The sequence below is a fragment of the Candidatus Aminicenantes bacterium genome (assembly GCA_011049425.1).
Taxonomy (GTDB): domain Bacteria; phylum Acidobacteriota; class Aminicenantia; order UBA2199; family UBA2199; genus UBA876.
In genome coordinates this window covers 1-22,712 of the sequence record DSBM01000036.1, presented here as the reverse complement: position 1 = coordinate 22,712, position 22,712 = coordinate 1, and the positions used below count along the sequence as shown (strand labels likewise).

The following is a 22,712-nucleotide window of genomic DNA, read 5'->3' as shown; positions in this document are numbered from 1 at the left end:
AAGAAACTGGAGGAGATCACCGGCGTTTCCTGCAACCAGGTGCGCCAGGACTTCTTTTACCTGGGAATCTCGATCGGCAAGCAGAAGAAAGGCTACCAGGTCAAGAAACTCTTCGCCGAGTTGCGTCGTGTGCTTTCCATTGACCGCGGTGCCGACGTGGTGGTTGTCGGCGCAGGTCGCTTGGGTTGCGCCCTGGCACAGTACAAGATTTTTAAAGTACGCAACATCAACGTTGTCGCCCTTTTCGATATAGATCCCAACCTGGTGGGACGGGAACTGCAAGCCAAGGACAAGAGTCTTCCCATCAAGCACATGGATGAGCTCGAAAGGTATTTGAAAAAGCATCCGGAGATCAAGATCGCCGTACTTGCCGTTCCGGAAGATGCCGCCCAGCAAACCCTGGATCGGCTGATTGAGCTGGGTTTCCAGGGCATTGTCAATTTCGCCCCCAGAATTCTCAAATTGCCCAAAGGCGCTGAAGATGTACAATTGGTCAACGACTGCATCGGGGCATCCCTGTACAAGATCATCTACCAGATCTACCACCAGGATTCCGAAGAGTAGTGACGACTTTTGTCGCTGACGGTTGAACCATGCCCCTCTTGTACATGCTTCTGTTTTTCATCCTGATCTTGTTTTCCGGTTTTTTCTCTTCCGCGGAAACCGCACTGCTTTCGCTGAATCGCATTCGTCTGGGGTTGAGAGCCCGCCGCGGCAATCGCCGGGCGCGCTTGTTGGAAAACACACTGAAGAACCCGGATGAGTTTTTGTCCACGATTCTGATCGGGAACAACCTGGTCAACATCGCCGCCGCGTCCATTGTCACGCTGGTCTTTTCGCGTTATTTCGTATCTGATGAGCGCCTGACGGTTCTGTTGTCTACGGCTTTCACCACCCTGATCGTCTTGTTGTTCGCCGAAGTGCTGCCCAAGTCCTACGCTTTTCGTCGCAGTGAGCGCCTCTCTTATGCTTACGCCTATCCATTGCGTTTCTTTAAATACCTGTTTTTCCCCCTGGTCCGGGTGACCGCCTGGTTCCAGCGCCTGTTTTTTCGCAACCCGGTTCAAGTGTACGGGTTTACGCCGGGTGAGGTCAAACATTTTCTGGAAACCCAGACCCAGTTGTTTCATCAGAGCCCGGATAACCTGCGCATGATCAAGGAGATTATTGATATCGCCCAGAAAGACATCAAGAGCATCATGACTCCGCGGGTAAACATCCAGGCTCTTGACGAGTCATCCGACTTTGAGGCCCTGAAACGCATGATTGTGGAAAAGCGGGTATCCAAGGTGCCCCTGTACCGGGATAACCTGGACCACATCACCGGTATCGTGCATGCGCGCGACGTTCTGGCGACGGTCATGAACGGCCGCGCCCCGGAGATGCCCCTGAAAACATTGGCCAGAGAGCCTCTCTTCATTTCCGAGTACTCCACCCTCAATTACGTGATTGACCGCATTCGCGAGCGGCGTGTGCAGATGGCGGTGATCCTCGATGAATACGGAATTACCATCGGCATCCTGACATTGAACGACATATTTACGGAAATCCTGGGTGATATGGATATTCCACGCCACCACATCCGGCGCGTGGCCGACGGCATATACCGTGTGCCCGGCAACGTGCCGGTCGAGGAGCTGAACGAGTACCTGGGACTGCAACTGCCTCTGCGCAAGGACTACACGACCATGAATGGATTGTTTATTTTTCACCATGGCCGCATTCCCAAGACCGGCACTTTAATCCGGCTGGGACACGTGCAGTTGCAGGCGTTGCGCATGGGCCGACGCCGGATCAGTGAGATCCGCCTCAGGGTGGAGGTAAAGAGCGGCTGAATCAAACGCTGCCGGGTGAGTGGAAAGGCCCTGTGTCTGCCTTTGCCGATACTATCTTTTGCGCCTTCATTACGGTATAATTGCGAAGAGGCAGGATTCTCCGGCCCGATCGTCCCCATGAGAATATGAGCAAGGAAAACAAAAACGCCCGTGTGATCACGGTCAACCGCAAAGCATTTCACGACTACGAGATACTTTCCAAGCACGAGGCGGGCCTGGTCCTGGTGGGGACGGAAGTCAAGGCCATTCGCGAGGGCCGGGTCAACCTCAAAGATTCCCATGTCGAGATTCGCGCGGGGGAAGCTTTCCTGGTCAACTGCCATATCGGCCCCTATTCCTCGGCCTCCGTCAACAACCATGAACCGGAAAGGCCGCGCAAGTTGCTTTTGCACTCGAGGGAGCTGTACAAGTTCAACCAGCGGGTGACCGTCAAGGGTGTCACCATTGTGCCCCTGCGCATGTACTTCAATGCCGGGGGGCGGGTCAAGCTTGAAGTGGGCCTGGTCAAAGGCCGCCGCAGTTACGACAAGAAGGAAAAGATCAAAGAGCGGGATATCCGTCGCGAAGTGGACCGGGAGCTGAAACACTACAAATGATGCTCCGTCCCCAGAGTTATGAGGCCATCATCCGGGAACCGAAAAATCCCAGCAGTCCGAGTACTACTGACTTGAACACCAGGTAGCCCAGGGCCACGCCGAAACTGCGACGCCGGCTGATTCCCGACCAGGTCGCTACTCCGAGGGCAACGGCAATGATGAACCACAAAGTGAACAGGTCCATCTGTCCCAGGATGGAAACCAATGGGCCCCGCATCCCCGCGAGTTGCGCCCAATTCCCGGGGCTGATCCAGTTGTAAACCGGCCAACCCTGGGTCATGCCCATGGTCAGAAGAATTCGCGGCACCACGGTACCGATCAGGGCTGCGTTGAGGGTGAGTGAAAAAAAATGGATATAATTCCCGTCAACGCCGGCAACTCCGTAGAAGAGGTAGAGCAGAAAGGCAACGATCACCACCGCCAGCAATGACATCAGGGCTGACCAGAGGGCAAAGGCCATGCGTTGCCAGCCATGGGCCGTCAGGTGGACGGTTTCGCCTTCGAGGTACCGGCTAAGGGAGGATTGCTCCAGGATTACGCGGCTGCGTTCCATCTGCAAAGGAGCGGAAATCCAAGTGCAGGCGGCCGCCACCAGGAGCAGGATCAGCATTGCGGCTGTGAAGCGGCGCTTGCGGGCGGCTTCGGCCAGGGTGGAGCCGGGGCTGTTGAACACACCCGTAATACTCGTGAAGGTGTTGCGTAGAACCTGGGTCATGGCGTCCTCTTTGAATGGCGACTCATTGTAGTATACGCATATGTCGCCATACGGGTTTTTGATAGAGAAAGATCAGGTGACAGGAGAGGGGTATCAGGTACCAGGTGTCAGGTGTCAGGAAGAACTCAGTGAAAAGTCGAAAGTCTAATACCCGTTCGGGCACAAAGAGTGAAAAGTAAAAGCACTATTTCCGGTGAGGGCTTTTTGATTTTCCTCTCCAACTCCCCAACTGTTTTTGGTCTTGCCTTTCTGCCACCTTTCCCATTTTTTACTTTCGACTTTTATCTTTTCACTTGATTTCCCTGTCTCCTTCCTTCCTGTCTCCTGCCGCCTCCCGCATTTATCTTTGCTTCCGGATGCGATATAATAGCACGTGTATGGCTATTTGGAGATCGATGCCGACCCCCTGGGGCGCCTGCTGGTGGGAATAGAGAACGATCATGTGGTATTCGCCCAACTGGTGCGGCGCCCGGAGGATATGAACGGTATCCTGGAAAGGGAGCGCGCGGCGTATCCCGGCATTCGCGCTGCGGGTAATGGCCATCCCGTTGCCTCACTGCTGCGGGCTTACCTTGCCGGAGAGCCGGTGGATCCGGTGGATGTTCCCGTGCACTGGACCCAAGGGACTGAATTCCAGCAACGGGTTTGGCGCACACTTCGAGCTGTGCGACGCGGCAGCCTGGTGACTTACGGAAAACTGGCGGACCTGGCGGGTAGTCCCCGGGCGGCCCGCGCCGTGGGAAGTGCGATGGCGCGCAATCCCCTGGTACTGGTTGTGCCCTGTCATCGCGTGGTGGCTTCCGGGGGGGAGCTCGGTGGATTCTCAGCGGGCCTGGATGCAAAGCGGTACTGGCTCCGACTGGAAGGGGTGGATAGAGGTCGCCTGAACGGGAGGATTCATGACCATTCAGGATAATCTGGAATTGATCCGGGAAGGCATTCTCAACGCTTGCGCGCGTGTGAATCGTGACCCGGCCGAGGTCCGGATCCTTGGGGCATGCAAAGGGCAACCCGTGGAGCGGATTCGTGAAGCGATCCGCGCGGGGATCGACCTGCTGGGGGAAAACCGGTTCCAGGAAGCGGAGTCTCATCAGCTCGCCCTGGCCGATAGTGAGCTGGAATGGCACTTCATCGGTAAGTTGCAGAAAAACAAGATCAACCGTGTCCTCAATCGCTTTCACATGGTGGAAACCGTAGACGGCGTCAAAACCATGGAGCACATCCACAAACGGGTCGACGAAGTCCGGGATGTGTTCGTTGAGCTCAACCTCGGTGATGAAACCACAAAATCGGGATTCACCGAATCCGGCTTGTTTAAGGCGTTGAACTACATGGCCCAGCTCAACCGCGTACGCGTGGTGGGCCTCATGTGCATTCCTCCCTTCAGCGAGGATCCGGAAGAGAGTCGTCCCTGGTTCCAACGTCTTTTTCGCATGCGCGAAGAACTGAATGCCCGCGATATTGCCAACTTCCATGTCCTGCACCTTTCCATGGGCATGAGCAATGACTACGAAGTGGCTGTGGAAGAGGGGGCCACCATCGTGCGTATCGGATCGGCCCTGTTCGGGAGGCGCTCGCTGTGATTCTCGGCCATTTTATGCGGGCCCTGGCGCAACTCATTCACCTGGCTGTTCAGGCGTATATCTTTGTCGTTCTCATCCGCGCCGTACTCAGTTGGATGGGGCCGATGCCTCCCAGTCCACTGATTGTGGTTCTGCGGCGATTGACCGATCCGGTTTTTCGCCTGGTTCACCGCTGGATCCCGTTTTCCGTTATCGGAGGAATCGATATATCACCGGTCATCGTTATGTTGGCGCTGTACTTTATTGATAACCTGATTACTGGTATACTGATGGGATACGCCGGCCGGTTGTCGGCGGGGGGGTGATAGTGAAACTGACGCCTCAAGACATCCTGACCCAGACGTTTGCCACGCGTATGCGTGGATTCGACCGCGATGAAGTCAAGAGTTTCTTGATCCAGGTCGCGGAAGCCCTGGAAGGCGAAATCCAGGAAAAAGAGGCCCTGCGTCGTGATTTCGCCCGGGCCCAGGAAAAACTCACGCATTTTGAACGCAGGGAGCAGGTATTGCGCGACACCCTGGTTTCCGCCCAGAAGTTTTCAAAAGAGATTGAGCAGCACGCCCAGAAAGAGTCGGAACTGATCATAAAGGAAGCTGAGATGAAGGGTGAACAGTTGCTCAACGGCGCCATGGGGCGCATGAAGGAGTTGAGCGCTGAAATCCGCAATTTGAAATTCAAACGACGCGAAATCGAAGACGACCTGGTGCATATGCTGAATTCCCTGAAAGAAATGATCGAGTCGTATCGTGAACAGGACGCGGAGTTCGATAAGGTCGAATACCTGGGAAAATAGGGAATCCTTACGGATTGCCCATCTGGACGCGGCCCCGGGACCGGAACTGATAACTGAATTTGGAGGAGAACCATGGCAGAAATGAAAGACCAGCGGGACATGGCCATCAAGAACGCCGTCTCACAGATCGAGAAGCAGTACGGCAAGGGCGCCATCATGCAGTTGGGTGCCGGCGCCGCGGTGCTGGCACCCGCCATTTCAACGGGTTGCCTTTCCCTGGATATCATTACCGGTATCGGCGGATTTCCCCGCGGTCGTGTGGTGGAGATTTACGGCCCGGAGGCATCCGGCAAAACCACCATGGCTTTGCAGGCGATAGCCCAGGCCCAGAAAGCCGGCGGTCACGCCGCTTTTGTTGATGCCGAGCACGCCCTGGACCCGATCTACGCGGGCAAGCTGGGGATCAATATCGATGAGCTTTATGTGTCCCAGCCCGATTTCGGCGAACAGGCGCTTGAGATCGCCGAGATCCTGGTGCGCTCCGGCGGCGTGGACATCGTGGTGGTTGACAGCGTGGCCGCCCTGGTGCCCAAAGCGGAACTGGAAGGTGAAATGGGGGACAGCCATATGGGTTTGCAGGCCCGTCTCATGAGTCAGGCCCTGCGCAAGTTAACGGCCATTGTTTCCCGTTCGCGTACCACCCTGATCTTTATCAACCAGTTGCGCGAAAAAATCGGCGTGTTCATGGGCAATCCCGAGACCACAACCGGCGGCCGGGCCCTGAAATTCTACAGTTCCATGCGCCTGGAAGTACGCAAGATCCTCACCCTGAAGAGCGGAAACGAAATCGTGGGCAGCCGCACGCGCATGAAGATCGTCAAAAACAAATTGGCTCCGCCTTTCCGCTTCACCGAGGTGGATATGCTTTTCGGCAAGGGCGTGTCACGCGAAGGCGATATCATTGACCTGGCTGTTGAAAACAACATTGTTGCCAAGACCGGGGCATGGTATTCCTATGGCGAGGAGAAGCTGGGTCAAGGCAAGGAGGCGGTACGCAGGTTGTTGGAAGAAAACCCCGCTCTTTACGACGAACTCCGTCGTAAGATCCTGATCGCCGTGGATATGCCGCATCTGGCCGGAGACGCAGCGGCCGGGGAAGCGGAAAAGAAAGAGAAGCCGGCTGCGGGTGAGTCCGCCGATTCTTGAAATCTTACCGCGTTTCGCTTTTTCTGGTTGCAGGGCTGGTTGTTCTGGCTTTTGCGGCCCGCCCGATTTCAGCTGCCATGAGTGCAGTGGCCGGCCCGCGTTTCCTTTCCATCCTGATGGCGGCGGTAGTGGGCGCCGTGTTGCTGCTGGGCCTGGTCCACGCCCTGAAGGAGCGTTTCCGAACCCATTTACCTTGCATGCTGCTGGCGGCGGCTACCGTGCTGTTTATCCTGGTGAGCCGCCCCCTGCCTCACCTGCAACTCCCGGCGGCGGCGTGTTTTATGTTGGGAACTTTTGTTTTTCTGGAATCTCGGCGTTCGTCCTGGCAGGGGCTGGCCCTGATCGTGGTGGCGGCGCTGGCGGTTTCGGGCGCGGTGTTACTGCGAACCGGCGGGCGTTTCCTGCCCATGGATGCGTGGGTATATCTGCTGTCCGGTTTGTCCGGTTACTGTGCCGCCCCCAGACGGCGGCGTTAGGGGGGAAGGAAAATGGCTGAAATGAATGCTCTAACTCCCCGGGCCATGACCAAGGTGGTGGCCACCATCGGTCCCGCCTCATCCAGTGAAGATGTCCTGCGTAAGTTGATCCACGCGGGAATGTCGGTGGCGCGTTTGAACCACAAAAAGTTGGAGAGTTGAAAAGTTGGAGTGGGAAGAGGTTTAAAAGAAGTTGTGTAATGCAGTACTTGATTGATTCCGCATCGGGTGCGGGAATGATACGGAACGGGAAGTTTCGGCTTCCCGTCCCGCATTCCCTGATGCCGGTTTACCTGCCACGGGGGAAGCCGTTGTGTTTGAATTTCCTTGCCGGTTTGGTTTTCAGCTCTTCCAGCACGGTCTCCACCGCCTTTTCCAGTTGGGGATCGCGGCCGGCCTGGTAGTCCCGGGGATAGATCACGACTTCCACATCCGGTTCCACCCCGTAGTTTTCTATGATGAACTCGCCATCTTCACTCACGATTCCGAAACTCGGGGCCGTCACGTAGCCGCCGTCCATCAGGGGAGGATAGCCGCTGATGCCCACCAGGCCGCCCCAGGTCCGGGTGCCGACCAGCTTGCCGATGCCGGTTTTCCTGAAAGCCCAGGGCATGAAGTCGCCGCCAGATCCGGCATACTCGTTGATCAGCATGACTTTCGGCCCCCAGTGGCCGCTGTTGGGGCTGGCGAAAGGCGCACCGTACCGCGGTTGCCACCAGGAGAGGAAGGGGCGGTTGAGCATGTTGATCACGTAGTCCGCCACGAAACCCCCGCCGTTGAAACGTTCGTCGATCACGATCGCGCCCTTGTTGAGCTGGGCGAAAAAGTAGCGGTTGAAATAATCGAATCCGGCCGTGCTGGTATTGGGCATGTACACGTAGCCCACTTTGCCGTTGGAGAGTTTTTCCACCTGTTTGCGGTTGTCTTCGATCCACTGGCGGTGGCGCAGCGTGTACTCACTGGCCACGGGAATCACCGTTACCTCTCTGGCGCCCGCGGCTTCCGGCTTGCTGTTTACCTGCAGCACCACCTGTTTCCCCGCCTTTTGCAGGAAACGCGCGTGGATGCTTTCATTCGCTGTCAGATCCACGCCGTCCACGGAGATTATGTAGTCTTTCTCTTTGACATCGATGCCCGGACCCGCCAGGGGAGAGCGCAGCTCCGGGTTCCAGTTTTCGCCCGTGTAGATGCGTTGGATGCGGAAGCGGCCGTTCTCAACCGAGTAGTCCGCACCGAGCAGGCCACCGGCCACGCGTTCCACGTCGGGGTACATGCCCCCGCCGTTGTAGGCATGACCACAGGTGTATTCGCCCAGCATCATGTTGATCAGGTAGTTCAGGTCATCGCGGTGGGACACGTAGGGAAGGTAGGTTGCGTATTGTTCCCATATTGCCGGCCAGTCCTGACCGTGCATGCCCGGGTCATAGAACCAGTCGCGGTTGATGCGCCAGGCTTCATGAAATATCTGGCGGTATTCCTTTCGCGGATCGGACCAGGTGCGGATGGCGGCGGTTTTCAGGGGCTTCGCCTCCTTTAACGGCTTGCCCGCGTCCAGCATCATCCAGGTCGTACGGTTTTTTCGCACCAGCATTTTCTTGCCGTCATGGGACAGGATGAAAGCCCCAAGATCCGAACCCAGTTCCTTGGCTTTACGCTCCTTCATGTCGTAGCAGTGCAGGGAGGGCTTGTTGCCGGTTTGGGGGCGATTCATGTAGTACAGCATGTTGTCTGCAGTCTGCAGGGAAGAGTAACTTCCTGCGGGGATATCCAGCGCCAGGATGCGGCTTTCAATGCCTGCCGGATCGATCCGGACCGGTTTTTTTTCACCATTGGTTTTCTTTTCCGGCTTGTCCTTTTTGGGATCCGCTTTCTTGTCGTTTTCGCTCTTGATCTCTTCTTCATCACTTTCAGGCGCAAAGGGTGAGGGTTCTTTTGCCGAGAGAACGGCCAGGTAGATGTTGTTCGTGGGGTGATGGGGGTATTGCGACATGTCCAGCCAGGCCGTATCCTGGGCCAGGTTGGTGCTGGCGGTAAAGAACAGGTACTTCCCTTCGGGCGAAAAAACCGGGTTGTCCGCGTCGCTCATGCCGTCGGTTACAAAGGCGTGCTTGCCGGTCTTTGTGTTGTAGAGCTTGATGCGGCCGAAACCGTTTTCACCGGAGAGCCGGTAACTGAGCCAGGTGCTGTCCGGAGACCAGGCCGGGGAGGGCACGCGCAGGAACTGGGGGTCGGCGTCCACCCGGGTGATTTTTCCGTTCGTTGTATCCAGTATATAGAGATTGGCCTTGATATCATTGAACGCCAGGTGCCGGCTGTCCGGAGACCATTTCAGTTCATAAAAGAACGAAGGGTCGGGGATTTCGAACACCCGGGCCTGACCCGTGCCTTTCTGGTCATAGAGGAAAATGGCGTATTCGCCTTCTTTCTCGCCGAAACAGGCGATCCGGCGGCCGTCCGGAGACCAGGCCGGCCTGCGCTCCATAACGCCCGGCGTGCCGGTGATGTTGCGGATATCCCCTTTCTCGGCCGGAACCGTGACGATCTCGCCGCGGGCGCCGAACACGACGCGCTTGCCGGTCGGGGAAATGCCGGCGCCAAAGATCAGTTTGGACGCATCGACGAGCCGGGGGCGAAGGTTCAGGCGTTCGTCTGGAATGTCCACGCGGATTGTCCGCGCTTTGCTTTCAGGTGTGGCCATCACATGGAGTCGTCCCTCCCGCTCGAACACGAGGCGGGTCCCATCGGTGCCGTAACTCTTGATATCCGCGCCGGTATAACGGGTCAATTGCTCGACCGCTCCGCCCGGTGTATACCGGTACAGGTTCATGACCCGGTCCCGGTCGGATAGGAACACGACGGCATCGCCCATCCAGTAGGGATAAACATCATTGCTGTTTTTGCGGGGGACCTCGGTTACTTCGCCGGTCTTTGTGTCGTAAATCCAGATGTAGGGCGCGCTGCCGCCGCGGTAACGGCGCCAGGCACGGAATACGCTTGCCGGCAAGGGGTTGTAGGCAAACCGATTGCCGCCCGGCGAGAACTCGCCGGCCGCGCCCTGGGGCAGCGGCAGCGCTTCCGCCAGGCTGCCGTCAACCGCAATTGTATAGAGTTTGAGCTGGCGGGTGGCGTTCTCCCGGTTTGAGCTGAAAACCACGGACTTGCCGTCCGGAGTCCAGCTGACCAATTCGTCGTTGCCGGGGTGCCAGGTGATGCGTTGCGGTTCACCGCCGCCGGCCGGGATGGTGTAGATGTCGGTGTTGCCGTCATACTGGGCGGTGAAAGCGATTCTTTCTCCGTCTGGAGAAAACCTGGCTCCGGTTTCAATGCCTTCATGCGTGGTCAACTGCACGGCGGTTCCACCGGCTGCGTCCACGGTCCACAGGTTGCCGGCATAGGTAAAGACAATGCGGTTTTCGTGGATGTCGGGGGCGCGCAATAGCCGGGCGTCATTAAACGCGAAAACGCTGATTGCGAAAGTCATCAACAATGTGAACAATGCGAAACGCTTCATGATTCCTCCAAATGATTTGCCGTTCGGTCCGACTTGATGAGGCGGTTGTTAATCATCAGTATGAGTTTTTGTTGAATTTCCACTAAGTAAGACGTATGCCGGCAAAGTTTGGTTCAATATATGCGAAAAAAATTGAGAAAACGCGAGTAGCCTGAAATGGTGAAATCATTTTTGTGTTTTCTTACGAAACAAACAATTCCTTGGTGGCGAATTCGGGATCCGAAGTGACGTTGACCCCCAGTTTGCGCAACCCGGCCGCATCCCCGGGAGTGGGCATGTGGCTCATGTGAACTTCGCAACCGTCCAGGGTCTCGAGTTGCTCGATGGCCGCGCCCGCGGAGGGATTGGTGATGGCGCTGATGGCCAGGGCGATCAGGGTTTCCGAGAGGTCGAGACTGGCCTGGCGGCCCTTGAGTACGTCGCGTTTGAAGTGGTTCAGTGACTGGATCACCTGTGCCGGCAACAGGTCAATGGCGTCGGGAATTTGCGCCAGGAGTTTGGCCGTGTTCAACACCAGGCTGGAGGCGGCATGCATCAGGGTTGAATTCTTGCCGGTTACCATTGATCCATCCGCCAGTTGCAGGGCGGCGCCGCAGTAGATGCCGTCATGTCCTTTGCCCCCTTTACGGGCGGCATCGGCGGCTTCCCTGGCCGGGATTACCACGGCACGATCCGTCTCACTCAATTGCAGGTTTTTCATCAACAATTCCACGCGCTGAACCGTGTCACGGTCGCACAATCCCATGGCGTATTCGCAGGCATAGCGGAAATAGCGGCGGATGATTTCCTGCCTGGCCGCTTCCCGCACCGCGCCATCATCGATAATGCCGAAACCGGCGCGGTTCACACCCATGTCCGTGGGTGAAAGGTAGGCGCATTCAGTGCCGGTGATCCGTTCCAGGATGCGTTTCAGCAGGGGAAAAGCCTCCAGGTCACGGTTGTAATTCACCGTGGTTTTGCCATAGGCTTCCAGGTGGAAGTGGTCAATCATGTTCACATCCCGCAGTTCCGCGGTGGCCGCCTCGTAGGCCACGTTCACCGGGTGTTTGAGTTCCAGGTTCCAGATGGGAAAGGTCTCGAACTTGGCGTAGGCGGCTTTGCGGCCGCGGCGGTATTCGTGATAGAGCTGGGACAAACATGTGGCCAGTTTTCCGCTTCCAGGTCCCGGGCCGGTGACCACCACGATGGGCTTGTCTGTCTCGATGTACTCGTTGGCGCCATAGCCGCGATCGCTGACAATGAGATCCACATCCGTGGGATAACCCCGGGTAAAGCGATGGGTGTATACCCGGACTCCCCGGTGTTCCAACTTGTGCTTGAATGCTTGTGCCGTGGGTTGTTCGTCGTAGCGCGTGATCACCACCGCGCGGATGTTGATGCCGCGTTCGCGGAAATCGTCGATGGTTTTCATCGTATCGGCATCGTAGGTGATGCCGAAGTCGGCCCGGACCTTTTTGCGTTCGATATCTCCGGCATAGATACACAAGATCGCGTCGGCGCGATCGCTCAACCGGCTCAGCAGGTCCATCTTTACATTGGGTTGGAATCCCGGCAGAACCCGGGACGCATGGTAGTCGTAGAGGATCTTGCCGCCGAATTCCAGATACAATCGCTCTGAACCGCCGTTTTTGATGCGTTCCATGATGGCCGCGGTCTGTTCTTTCAGGTACAATTGGTTGTCGAATCCCTTGTTTGGCTGCATGCAGATCACCATCCCTTTGAGTGCGCGTGTGATTTGCCCTCATTCTAGCCCAAGACCGCCGCGGGTACAAGGCAAAGTGAACTCCCCAACTGCCTTACCTTTCACCTCTTCCCAAGACTTTTCGTAGTTTTTCAAGCGCTTCCTGCGGATCGGCAACATCCAGCGTAAGCGCCTCCATCGGGCAACTTCCGTCTCCCGTACGATTGCGGATCCCCGTTACAAGGCGCTCCCAGGTGACCGGAATGCCGGCGATATGGAGAACCTTCCGGGCAGGCATGCTCAGTACCCGGGCATATACCCGGCAGAAGCCCGCGCCCACAGCCAGCAAGGCGGCGGCCCGGCCCACTACTTTATCCGCAAGTACGGCATCGCGCAGGTCTTCTGCCAGTTTTTCTACAAGGTCCAGCAAGGGAGTGACGCCGCGTTCATGCGAAACGTGGCAATCGCCGTTATTGGTAATGACCACCAGGGACCAGCCTTCCCGGTCGAGTCTCTCGCGAGCGTCATCCAGGCGTTGATCTGGTGATATCAAATTTTTCCTGATCGGCATCAGCGCAAGTATAGCACAACAAGGAGTTTATGAGGTGGAGAGGGAAGCAGTCCAGGCGTTGAGTGGCCGGGAAGCGAATCAACGGACATGGTTGAGTTGTTCCTGTTCATTTTATACTGATTCTGGATCAGGGCAGGTCAGGAGCCGGTTCCCGTGTGATTTGCCAGGCTCGCAGCCAGGTCCGCGGAGAAAACAAAGGGGTGTTCACCCCTCAGTTTCGCGCGGTGGGCGGCGCGGTTATAAGTGGTGAGCAGGGCGCGGAAGTCACGAACCACTACGAACACGGCCCGGCGCCCCAGTTCCTTTTCAATGCATGCGATCATGTGCGCGCCCAGGATGTAAGCCGGTCCTTTGGCTCCGGCCATCCACCACTTCTGCGCGTCCACCGGTTTGAGGCTTCCTTTCAACATGTCGCGCATGTCTTTCTCAGACCGTTCGTAGAGTGCGGGCAGGTTCGCCGTATGGCGTTGCCAGTCTGCAGCTACCTGTTCGTAAATTGAGTTCTTGCGTTGGCGGAACTCCGCCAGGTGGTCCGGTACGCGGTCGATGAAATGGGATGCCATTCCTTCTGCGGCCAGGATTCCCGCCAACATGACCGGGGCGATCTTTAAATCCGGCAAGTTGCGATTCAGCCAGTAAAAAAAGCCCGTGTGGTGGAGTTCGTGGGCCAGGATCCGTTGAACCTCCCCAAGGTCTATGCGCCCATCTGCATTCAGCGGCAATTGCAGCAGGTCAAGGCCGTTTTCACTGCCCACGGAAAAGGCGGTGGATGCCCCGAACGTCACCAGGTAAAAGCGGTTATCCAGGGGGGTGTCCGGAGGCAGTGCCGCCGCTGCACGGGCGCGGGCCGCGGCCATCTGCGGCCGGTTCTGCAGTTGCTGGATGAGGCGCTCCAGGCGTTCGGGGTGACGCAGCGCATCAGTCCACAAGGCTTTGCGGCGGCCGAAACTCGTCAACGTTCCATCCGCAGCTTTCTCGGGTCCGGGCGCGGGGATCCGGTCCAGTGCCTGGAGAATGAAATCCAGGAAGGTTTCGGCATTCCAGTCTTTGCGAAAACGGGCCCAGTGGTGGATGATGACCCGGCATCCCGGGGTGGGAGCCACATGGCGCATAAAGTGCTCGCGTATGTCTGCGTCCGTATGGCCCGCGCGCACAAACGCCAGCCATTCCAGGGTGGCCATGGGCATGGAGAGGTCCAATTCGGATGTGCCGCCGGACCGGGCGGGAGCAAAAGTGCACATTATTATTGCAGAAATGAGGCTTAACGCGAAGCGTTGTTTCATCATGATCTCCTGTTTGCTCAACTCTGATATCTACGGGTTAGACGCAGGCTTTGTTCCCGGGGTTTCCGTTGGAATTTGCCTCCCCGCCCCATCCCCGTTACAATGAAGGCATGTGTGTCAATGATGTTGACCTGGAGCAACTGGTTCAACTGCGTCACCATCTTCACGCCCATCCCGAGTTGTCGGGAAAGGAATCCGGTACGGCACGCACGATTCAGGCGTTTATCCTCGGACACTCCCGGGCGCAGGTTATGCAAGGGCTGGGGGGACACGGATTGGCCGCGGTGTTTGAAGGCCCTGATCCGGGGCCCACCGTGTTGTTCCGCGCCGACCTGGACGCGCTGCCCATCAATGAACAATCCGACGCTGAGCATCGCTCACGGGTAAACGCAGTGGCTCACCTCTGTGGCCATGACGGCCACATGGCGATCCTGTGCGGACTGGCCATGCATCTGAGCCGGCATTGTCCCCAACGCGGGCGAGTGGTTCTGCTGTTTCAGCCCGCGGAAGAGACCGGCACCGGCGCGGCGCGGGTGATTGCGGACCCCGGCTTTGAAAAAATCCGTCCTGATATCGCTTTTGCGTTGCATAACCTGCCCGGGTTTCCCAAGGGGAGCGTAGTATGGCGTTATGGTCCATTCGCTTCCGCTTCCCGCGGACTGATCATGCGCCTGACGGGACGAACCGCCCACGCCGGGGAGCCGGAGAACGGTGTTACTCCCGCGCCTGCCGTGTCACGCCTTCTGGCGGGAATCCCCGCCCTGCCCGGAATGGCGGGGATTCGAGGTTTTGGCCTGGCAACTGTTGTCCACGCCCGCCTGGGAGAGGTGGCCTTCGGCACCGCCCCGGGTGAAGCCGTGGTCATGGCCACGTTGCGTACCCACACGGACCGGGACATGGACAGATTGTTCGCGGCCGGTGAACAATTGGCCCGGGAAACGGCCGCCGCTTCCGGGTTAAAGATCGCCCTGGAAGCGGTTGAGGATTTTCCCGCCACGATCAATGACCGTGATGCCGTGGAACGGGTTCGTGCCGCCGCGCAGGCGGAGTCAATCCCCATGGTGAAAGTCACGCAGCCTTTCCGCTGGTCGGAGGATTTCGCCCACTTCACCCGCCTCTGTCCCGCGGCCCTGTTCGGTTTGGGCGCCGGAGAGGACGGTCCCCGGCTGCACAATCCGGAGTATGCTTTTCCGGATGAATTGATCAAGCCGGGGGTGGCCGTGTTCGCGGCCCTGAGTCGCGGCCTGCTCGGAGAGGAACGACATGACGGCTGAATCTTCCCACACCTCCATTATCGAGGTCAGTCGTGCCGCTATCCAACAGAATCTGGATTGTTTGCGCGAGTTTCTGGGGCCGGACATACGCATTTCATCAGTGGTTAAGGCAAACGCGTACGGCCACGGTATTGAGGCTTTCGTTCCCGTGGCCGAAGCCGCAGGGATCGATCACTTCTCTGTATTCAGCGGAGACGAGGCACGCCGCGTGGTTGCGGTCAAGCAACCGGGAACGGACGTCATGATCATGGGCTGGATGGGGGCGAACGACGTGGAATGGGCGGTGCGGGAAGGCGTGGACTTTTTTGTATTCGACCTCACGAGACTGGAAGCGGCGGCCGCGGCGGGACGCAAGTTGCGGAGATCCGCCCGGGTTCACCTGGAGGTGGAAACCGGAATGAACCGAACCGGACTCGACCGCAGGCAATTAAAGCAGGCGGTGGAATTGCTGAATACATGGAACGAAGAAGTGCGGGTGAGGGGGGTCTGCACCCATTACGCCGGCGCGGAGAGCATTGCAAACCATGTGCGGGTTCAGCGCCAGATCACGCGTTTTGAGCGCATTTGCCACTGGCTGGAAAACCACGGCATCCACCCGGATATGCGCCATACCGCCTGTTCCGCCGCGGCCATCGCTTATCCGCGCACGCGCATGGACATGGTGCGTATCGGCATACTGCAGTATGGCTTCTGGCCCACCCGGGAGATCCAGGTCCACTACCGCAACCGCCGCCAGGGATTCGCCCTGAAGCTGCGGCGCGTCTTGAGTTGGAAGAGCCGCATCATGGTGCTCAAGCAGGTTCATACCGGGGAGTTTATCAGCTACGGCACATCCACCTTTGCTGAAGAGGACAAGTTGATCGCCATCATTCCCGTGGGTTATTCGCACGGATACAGCCGTTCCTTGAGCAACCAGGGACGCGTTCTGATCCGGGAACGCCGCGCGCCGGTGATCGGCCTGGTGAACATGAACATGCTGTTGGCCGATGTAACGGGGATTCCCGAAGTGAAAGCCGGGGACGAGGTGGTACTCATCGGCACCCAAGGGGATACGGAGATCAGCCTGGCTTCATTTGCTGAGTTCAACGACCAGTTGAACTACGAGTTGCTGGCCCGCCTACCGGCCGAAACTCCACGCGTGGTAGTGAAAGAATAATCCCCTGATCAAGAATTACCCGCCGGCTGAAAGCGGATTGCTTTTACCTTGCCGTTTTCAAACACCACGGTGATGCCGGGGTATTGGTAAATCATCTGGGTGCCGGTAAACTCCCTGCATTGCGGTGAGCCCAGAATTGATTCCACGTCATCCCGGGTCATGCCCAGGCGGATCTCCACGTTGCGGGGGAGGTGCGGCGCTGCGGCCGGCGGGGTGTCGACAGAAGGGGGGGGCGGAACAGCTTTGCGCGCTTCTTCCGGTGTGGCGGCAAAATGAAAGTATTTTTCCAGGCAGTGGATGATATAACCCAGGTTCTCTTCGGATTCCTTTTTAATGATTTCTGCGGGGAAAAAAAACTTGAATCTGGTTTCGTGATGACGGTATTGGCTTGGATCTTTGGTTGGCAGCTTGCGGAAGGTACGCATGGTTAAGGCAATACCCCGGGAAAAGAACCTGATTTTATGGATCTCCAACAATTCATTTTTATTTATGAATGTGTTGGTGGCCCGCTTCATGCCCATGGTGGTTTCCTGGGTCCAGGCGCCGCCGTCGTGGATCAACACACTGATGCCCTTGCCGAAGAGTCCTTTTGGAGGCAAAGCGGGAATACCGTCCACGCGCAGCAGGGCGAAGGGTTTGACACTCAAATGGGCTTTTAATTTGAATTTCAACCAGGGATCAACCCGGGCTGTTCCCATGGAATTAAGCAACAGAATCAATGCCGCCAGGCAGGATGTTTTTTTTATGTCCATTTTGCGAGTACTCCCGGCCAACAGTATAAAGAGGCGGCGGAAACTTTGTCAAATTCGCCGAAACAGGAAAAAACAGTGAAAAGAGAAAAGGGGCGGTTCGTGAACCGCCCCGGCCAGGGGCCAATGGCGAAAGGCCCTGCCTCCTGCACCTGATACCTGTCATCTTCTTTTCAAGTACGGGCGACCGGCCGGTCGCCGCTACATTCTCAACTGTTTTTATTCTTCCTCTCGCCACTGGCCACTTGCCCCTCGCCAATTGCCTTTGGTTCATTGAGAGAAAAACAATGTGACAAACCTCTTGTATCGTGGTATCTATCTGGCGGGAGGGCGGATGGCGGTATCACGGCAATTACGGCGGCCCCTGGGGTGGATCGCCTTCGGCCTGGGCATGATCGCCCTGCGCGTGGTGATGCACTGGGTCCCGGCTTTTGCCGAAGACATGTACGGTCGCGGAATTTTTCCCCTGATCCGACTGGGCTTGGACAATACTCTGGGTCTGTTGCCGTTTCCGGCGGTTTACCTGTTAATCGCGCTGCTCTTTTTCCGGATGATTCGCCGTCTCCGGTTTCACGAAAGAGATTTTTATTCCCGTCTTCAGCGCCTGGGTACCATGGTTCTTTCCCTGGTGGCGTTTTTCCTGGCCGCCGCCGGGCTGTTTCTTTTTTTGTGGGGGTTTAACTACGCCCGCATCCCCCTGCGTCACCAGTTGGCTTTATCCCTGGAACCCCTGGAAGGAAGTGTACTGGTCGGGGAGTTGGAACAGGCGGCAGCCGGGCTGAACCTGTGGGCTCAACGTACCCTCCCTGGTCCTGGAGATGACCTGGAAGGGCGCGTGCGTGCCGCCATGGCGGGAACGCTTGAGTCCATGGACTGGCCGGCTGTCGGGCGTCCACGGGCGCGCACATTCTATCCCGGGGTGTTGCTCAAGGCATTCGGTGTGTCGGGAATCTACAACCCCTTTACCGGCGCTGCCACGCTGGCGGCCGGTCTGCCGCCGGTGACCCGCCCGTTCCTGATGGCGCACGAACTGGCCCATGCCTGGGGTATTACCGATGAAGGTGAAGCCAACCTGGCGGCATTCCTGGCATGCACCCGAAGCGCTGATGCGGAAATGGCCTATTCCGCCCACCTGGCATGGTGGCAATACCTGGCCGGCCCGGTTTCCAGGTCAAACACCGATGCTTTTTCGCGTATTTCCGCCCAACTGGTGCCCCGGGTGCAAGGGGACCTGGCGGCCATCCGGGCGCACTGGCGGCAGTACAGCGGCCGATTGATGAGGGCGGCGCGACAAGTGAACAACATGTATCTGCGCAGCCAGGGGCTGGCCGCGGGAGTACTCAGTTATGAATCATTCCCCGCCCTGCTGCGTTCCTGGCGCCGTGCCGGCGCGGCCGGGCGTTGAATCCCGTAATCCGGTCCGGGTCAGGCGTGGATGCGGTTGAAGAGGCGGGGGGCCAGGTGGAAGAGCAGCAGGGCGGAAGCGGCGCCGAACAGCAGCAGAACTCCCTCAATGGCCAGGAGCAGGGAAATGGGGGACAGGCCGGCCCGGATCAGGCGGGCGGCGAACACACCGAGCAGGAAGGCCAAACCGATGTCCAGCAGCATGGCGAAAAACACGTTCATGTTCTGCTTGATGGCCCGCTGGGGGGAAACCCAGTCCAGCAACGGCCGCGCCAGGTCGATCAGCAAGGCCAGGCAGATGCAGCCGACAGCCGCGGTCAAGGCCATGAACGCTCCCGCGGGGGCGGTCCACCAGGGAAGTCCCAGGGCCACGGACATCATGACGGCCGCGATAGCGGTTCCCAGCACAGCGATGGCCCCTGCATGCAGAAACTTGGCTGCAACCTGCAGACGCCAGGGAACGGGAATCATCCGTGAAATCCAGAAACTGTGTCCCTCGCGGGATACCGCCGATGATGCCGTGCCGTTCATGACCCCGGAAAGGAAGCAGACCGCGGCCACTCCCAGTACGGCTATCGCGGGATTGGTTGAGGTCAACAGACCCAGCAGGCGGGCGCTTTCATTCTGTCCGGTGCTGGTCATGACCAGGAGCAGCACCGGTATAAACAGGGTGGAATACATGCCGTTGAGCAGGAACATGGGTACCCGGTTCATGATGCGCAACTCCCGCAGAAACAGGGCCCGCACCGGCCGTTTGCCCGAGCCGAAGCGCAGGCTGCCGGCCGCGGTGCTTTTGCGGCGCGAGCTTTCACTCAGGCCGATGAGTCCGTGGTAGAAGAGTTTTTCCGCGGCCGGCAAAAGCAAGAGGAAAGCGCCCAGAGAGAATCCGGCCAGCAACAGGGGATGGATCACGGCCCGGGTTCTGTTCGCCGGGTCCAGAAGCGATGTGGCCCAGCGGGCCGGGGGAAAGGCCGCGGTAATGCGGCGCGTGATGCCTTCAGGTCCGGAGAAGAGATTGATTACCTGTTGATCTGAAAGTGATCCCTCGCCTCCCCCATGATCGCGAATAAGGAATTGGGGCAGCAGGGCCAGAAGCATGAGCAGCAACGCCCCGGCCACCACCAGGGCTTCCTTGTAGCGCCCCAGGTTCACGACCCGCATCAGCAGGATCACCATTAACGCGGAAACGGCCAGGGGGATCAGGGGCACCAGGAGAATCAGGGCGGCCAGGCGCACGGCGTAAATCGGCCCGAACCCTTCCAGGATTCCGTACTGCACCAGAACCGGTCCGGCCAGGGGCAGAAGGAGCGCATAGTGGTTCAGCAGGATATGGGCGAACTTGGCCAACACGACCTGGCGGGGTTTCAGGGGCAGGGGGATCAGCCATTCCAGGTCCCGGGAAAAATAAAAGTTCGCCAGCATGCTGTAGATGCTGAAGATCAGAGCCGTAACCTGGGCGCCCAGGATCACCAGCGTGGGCAAAACCCGTTGCAACCCGACGGATTTGAGTATGGCGTGGAACTGGGCGGTGAGTTGCAGGATAAAAAAATACAGGGTAACAAACACCGCCAACATGAAAACCAGCGCCAGAGGGAGCAGCCATCGCTGGCGATAGTTCTCTTTTACATGCGATTTCAGGGCGGACAACGGCGAATGGGCTTTCCAGCCGGCCCGGATCAATGCGGCCAGCGGGGTCATGATTCGGTCAACTCCAGGAAGATGTTTTCCAGGGAGGCCGAGTCGCGGGATTTGCGGCGCAATTCTTCCATGCTGCCGCAGGCAACCAGGCGCCCCTCGTGGATAATACCGATGCGGTCACAAATGCGTTCGGCCACTTCCATGACGTGGGTGGAGAAAAAGAGTGTTCCGCCGGTATCGCAATGGTTGCGCATGATCTCTTTCAGGTGGTGGGCGGAGCGGGGGTCCAGTCCCACCATGGGTTCGTCCAGGATGAATACCCGCGTATCCGGCAGCAGGGCGCCGAGAAGAATGATTTTCTGGCGCATGCCGTGCGAATAAGTGCGGATTTGTGAATTCAGGGCTTTCTCCAGGCCGAATATCTCCAGCCAGCGCGTCACGATTTCCCGCCGGCGTTCCCGGGATACCCCGTACACATCCCCCATGAACTCCAGGTATTCCCGCCCCGACAAGCGGTCGTAGGTTGCCGGGTTTTCGGGCACGTATGAGATCTGGGCCTTGCAATCCAGGGCATGGGTGCGGGTGTCCAGCCCGTTGATGCGGATGGCTCCGCTGTCTGCTTTCAGGAGTCCGACCATCATCTTGATGGTCGTGGTTTTTCCGGCGCCGTTGGGCCCCAGGAAACCGAAAATCTCTCCGGGGGGCACGGTGAGGTCTAAATGGTCCACCGCGCGGACCTCGCCGCGATTGTAACTTTTCGATACGTCCGAAATTTCGATCATGCCCCCTCCTGAAGGATAGCGAACCGGCGGTCGCAATCTTGATACGCATTTCCGCCATAACGGGTTTTGCGGGGATTGCGCATTGTATCGGGTTCGGCTACCATGAACGGGTCTGGAGGTGACGGCATGAACACCGTGGTATTTCAACGCGTGCGTTTGCGTGGGATTTCCGGGCCATACAGGGACAGCGAGCACTTCCTGGATAAAGATGTGTTCCTGGTGGGACGGGCGCCCGGATTGGACCTGGTTCTGACCGACCGCATGGTGTCGGGTCAACATGCCCGTATTGTTCATCAGGCGGACGGCTACTGGGTGGAAGATTTGAATTCCACCAACGGCACCTTTGTAAACGGCATCAAGGTGGACCGGCAGCGGCTGCGTACCGGGGACCGGCTTACTTTTGACAAGGTTGAATTTGCGTTTGAGGACCCCAACGATGTGCCTCGAACCACCATGGCACCATCAGTCGGTGGTTCACCGGTACCGGAAAAAACCGTTTCCAGGGCTCCCGTGGAGGCGGTCGCGGAGCCGCAACCCCCCCGCGTGGAGGCTCAGGAAATTCCACCTGAACCCGAGGTTCCAAAACAGCGTCGCCGCCGCGGAGCGGGATTGCTGTTGGGCCTGGTCCCGGCGTTCTTGCTGGGATATGCGGGCATACTGGCCGCGTCACTGACTGCCGGCGGAATGACGGGGATCCCCCGGGCCTGGCTGCGGATGTCGGCGGTATCCTATCCCTTCATGTATATGCATACGCCCTGGCTGAACATGAGCCCGGGATTGCCGCTCTTTCTGGGATTGGCCGGCTTTGTCCTGGGCCCCGTAATCGGGGGGTTCGTCGCCCGGCGCCTGGGCAAAGGATCCCGGGTGGGAACGGCCATGTTGTTTGCCACCGCCTATACCGGCCTGAGCCTGCTGATTTCCCTGGCGGCATCGGGATTCCGCCTTGCCGGCTGGCAGCGCATGTTTCCCGTGCTGTTGCCCTCCGGCATGCCCGGTGAACTGAACATCGTGGCGGGCGTGGCGCTTATCTGGGCGGTTACGTTTCTGCTCTCTTTACTGGGCTCCGCCCTCAGCCGCTGATCCCAAATTCGGGTCGCCCTATTGGTTGTTGGCATCCAGCTCCGCCAGGCTCTTTCCGAAAGCCTTATGGACCAACTTGTTAAAGTATTTGCGATCCCGGTACCCGGCGGCGGCCATGGCCTCGTCCAATGATGCGACCTTACCGTAGCGCAACATTCCCACGGCGCGGACGACGCCTCTTAAAACCACACCCGACAATGACCATCAAGCTCACCCGGACTTACTTAATTCGAGCCGCATTTAAGGAGGATTTTCCTGAATCCAGGGATGACTGAACGTCGAGCGGCGGACAAATCGTAAAAAATTTTAGGGATCGAAAGGTTTTGTCGGAAGAGGTGGAAGTTTTTAACACCAGTTTACTTTTAACGAAAATATTTATTCTAATATATAGGCTGTTTCCGTCGGCCAGATTTTTCCGTTTTAAAAAATGAAAAAAGTT

General features: G+C 58.0%; 23 protein-coding genes. 14 read left to right on the top strand and 9 right to left on the bottom strand.

Going from position 1 to position 22,712, the window contains the following annotated elements:
• The 3 genes from ENN40_02735 to smpB all read left to right on the top strand — a co-directional run.
• Nucleotides 1–564 (top strand): redox-sensing transcriptional repressor Rex (locus ENN40_02735; GenBank protein HDP94259.1); only part of this gene is annotated, 564 nt, incomplete at its 5' end.
• A gap of 29 nt (nt 565–593) precedes the next feature.
• Nucleotides 594–1,835, top strand: coding sequence for an HlyC/CorC family transporter (locus ENN40_02730; GenBank protein ID HDP94258.1), 1,242 nt, complete (start codon nt 594–596; stop codon nt 1,833–1,835).
• A 125-nt stretch (nt 1,836–1,960) separates the two neighbouring features.
• Nucleotides 1,961–2,431 (top strand): SsrA-binding protein SmpB, encoded by a 471-nt coding sequence (gene smpB, locus ENN40_02725; protein HDP94257.1) that lies wholly within the window; start codon nt 1,961–1,963, stop codon nt 2,429–2,431.
• Between the two features lie 16 nt (nt 2,432–2,447).
• On the opposite strand, the gene ENN40_02720 is transcribed toward smpB, so the two are convergent.
• Nucleotides 2,448–3,146 carry a hypothetical protein gene (locus ENN40_02720; GenBank protein HDP94256.1) on the bottom strand — a complete coding sequence of 233 codons (699 nt, stop codon included), beginning with the start codon at nt 3,144–3,146 and terminating at the stop codon, nt 2,448–2,450.
• Nucleotides 3,147–3,519: 373 nt separating this feature from the next.
• Here ENN40_02720 and ENN40_02715 point away from each other — a divergent pair, with 373 nt between their 5' ends.
• From ENN40_02715 to ENN40_02685, 7 genes are all read left to right on the top strand, one after another.
• Nucleotides 3,520–4,062: a methylated-DNA--[protein]-cysteine S-methyltransferase gene (locus tag ENN40_02715; protein HDP94255.1), complete on the top strand. Its 543-nt coding sequence runs from the start codon at nt 3,520–3,522 to the stop codon at nt 4,060–4,062.
• Entirely contained in the window at nt 4,046–4,729 is a 684-nt protein-coding gene (locus ENN40_02710; protein ID HDP94254.1) for a YggS family pyridoxal phosphate-dependent enzyme, read from the top strand. The genes ENN40_02715 and ENN40_02710 overlap by 17 nt, the downstream gene beginning before the upstream one ends.
• Nucleotides 4,726–5,034 (top strand): YggT family protein, encoded by a 309-nt coding sequence (locus tag ENN40_02705; GenBank protein ID HDP94253.1) that lies wholly within the window; start codon nt 4,726–4,728, stop codon nt 5,032–5,034. The genes ENN40_02710 and ENN40_02705 overlap by 4 nt, the downstream gene beginning before the upstream one ends.
• A gap of 2 nt (nt 5,035–5,036) precedes the next feature.
• Nucleotides 5,037–5,522 (top strand): DivIVA domain-containing protein, encoded by a 486-nt coding sequence (locus ENN40_02700; GenBank protein ID HDP94252.1) that lies wholly within the window; start codon nt 5,037–5,039, stop codon nt 5,520–5,522.
• An 81-nt stretch (nt 5,523–5,603) separates the two neighbouring features.
• Nucleotides 5,604–6,668, top strand: coding sequence for a recombinase RecA (gene recA / locus ENN40_02695; protein ID HDP94251.1), 1,065 nt, complete (start codon nt 5,604–5,606; stop codon nt 6,666–6,668).
• A complete protein-coding gene (locus ENN40_02690; GenBank protein HDP94250.1) occupies nt 6,665–7,144 on the top strand; it encodes a hypothetical protein in 480 nt (159 codons plus the stop codon). The genes recA and ENN40_02690 overlap by 4 nt, the downstream gene beginning before the upstream one ends.
• Before the next feature lie 21 nt (nt 7,145–7,165).
• Nucleotides 7,166–7,306 carry a hypothetical protein gene (locus ENN40_02685; protein ID HDP94249.1) on the top strand — a complete coding sequence of 47 codons (141 nt, stop codon included), beginning with the start codon at nt 7,166–7,168 and terminating at the stop codon, nt 7,304–7,306.
• Nucleotides 7,307–7,433: 127 nt separating this feature from the next.
• Here ENN40_02685 and ENN40_02680 read toward each other — a convergent pair whose 3' ends face one another.
• The 4 genes from ENN40_02680 to ENN40_02665 form a co-directional block, all read right to left on the bottom strand.
• Nucleotides 7,434–10,655 (bottom strand): protease, encoded by a 3,222-nt coding sequence (locus ENN40_02680; protein ID HDP94248.1) that lies wholly within the window; start codon nt 10,653–10,655, stop codon nt 7,434–7,436.
• 181 nt (nt 10,656–10,836) lie between these two features.
• Nucleotides 10,837–12,357: a DUF1846 domain-containing protein gene (locus ENN40_02675; protein ID HDP94247.1), complete on the bottom strand. Its 1,521-nt coding sequence runs from the start codon at nt 12,355–12,357 to the stop codon at nt 10,837–10,839.
• Between the two features lie 94 nt (nt 12,358–12,451).
• Entirely contained in the window at nt 12,452–12,907 is a 456-nt protein-coding gene (locus ENN40_02670; protein ID HDP94246.1) for a DUF1893 domain-containing protein, read from the bottom strand.
• Between the two features lie 137 nt (nt 12,908–13,044).
• Nucleotides 13,045–14,190 (bottom strand): hypothetical protein, encoded by a 1,146-nt coding sequence (locus ENN40_02665; GenBank protein HDP94245.1) that lies wholly within the window; start codon nt 14,188–14,190, stop codon nt 13,045–13,047.
• A 110-nt stretch (nt 14,191–14,300) separates the two neighbouring features.
• On the opposite strand from ENN40_02665, the gene ENN40_02660 reads away from it, so the two are divergent.
• Complete coding sequence (locus tag ENN40_02660; protein ID HDP94244.1) at nt 14,301–15,464, top strand: amidohydrolase; 1,164 nt, start codon at nt 14,301–14,303, stop codon at nt 15,462–15,464.
• On the top strand, nt 15,454–16,620 hold the full coding sequence (alr, locus tag ENN40_02655; GenBank protein ID HDP94243.1) for an alanine racemase: 1,167 nt from the start codon (nt 15,454–15,456) through the stop codon (nt 16,618–16,620). Before ENN40_02660 ends, alr begins: the two co-directional genes overlap by 11 nt.
• Before the next feature lie 8 nt (nt 16,621–16,628).
• On the opposite strand, the gene ENN40_02650 is transcribed toward alr, so the two are convergent.
• The gene (locus ENN40_02650) at nt 16,629–17,372 is read right to left on the bottom strand and encodes a hypothetical protein (protein ID HDP94242.1); all 744 of its coding nucleotides are present in this window, start codon (nt 17,370–17,372) and stop codon (nt 16,629–16,631) included.
• A gap of 331 nt (nt 17,373–17,703) precedes the next feature.
• On the opposite strand from ENN40_02650, the gene ENN40_02645 reads away from it, so the two are divergent.
• Nucleotides 17,704–18,774: a DUF3810 domain-containing protein gene (locus tag ENN40_02645; protein HDP94241.1), complete on the top strand. Its 1,071-nt coding sequence runs from the start codon at nt 17,704–17,706 to the stop codon at nt 18,772–18,774.
• Nucleotides 18,775–18,794: 20 nt separating this feature from the next.
• Here the strand turns inward: ENN40_02645 and ENN40_02640 are convergent, their stop codons facing one another.
• Complete coding sequence (locus ENN40_02640) at nt 18,795–20,471, bottom strand: hypothetical protein (GenBank protein ID HDP94240.1); 1,677 nt, start codon at nt 20,469–20,471, stop codon at nt 18,795–18,797.
• Nucleotides 20,468–21,193: an ABC transporter ATP-binding protein gene (locus tag ENN40_02635; GenBank protein ID HDP94239.1), complete on the bottom strand. Its 726-nt coding sequence runs from the start codon at nt 21,191–21,193 to the stop codon at nt 20,468–20,470. The genes ENN40_02640 and ENN40_02635 overlap by 4 nt, the downstream gene beginning before the upstream one ends.
• 102 nt (nt 21,194–21,295) lie before the next feature.
• On the opposite strand from ENN40_02635, the gene ENN40_02630 reads away from it, so the two are divergent.
• Entirely contained in the window at nt 21,296–22,273 is a 978-nt protein-coding gene (locus ENN40_02630; protein HDP94238.1) for an FHA domain-containing protein, read from the top strand.
• Nucleotides 22,274–22,291: 18 nt separating this feature from the next.
• Here ENN40_02630 and ENN40_02625 read toward each other — a convergent pair whose 3' ends face one another.
• On the bottom strand, nt 22,292–22,471 hold the full coding sequence (locus ENN40_02625) for a hypothetical protein (GenBank protein ID HDP94237.1): 180 nt from the start codon (nt 22,469–22,471) through the stop codon (nt 22,292–22,294).
• Between the last annotated feature and the right edge of the window lie 241 nt (nt 22,472–22,712).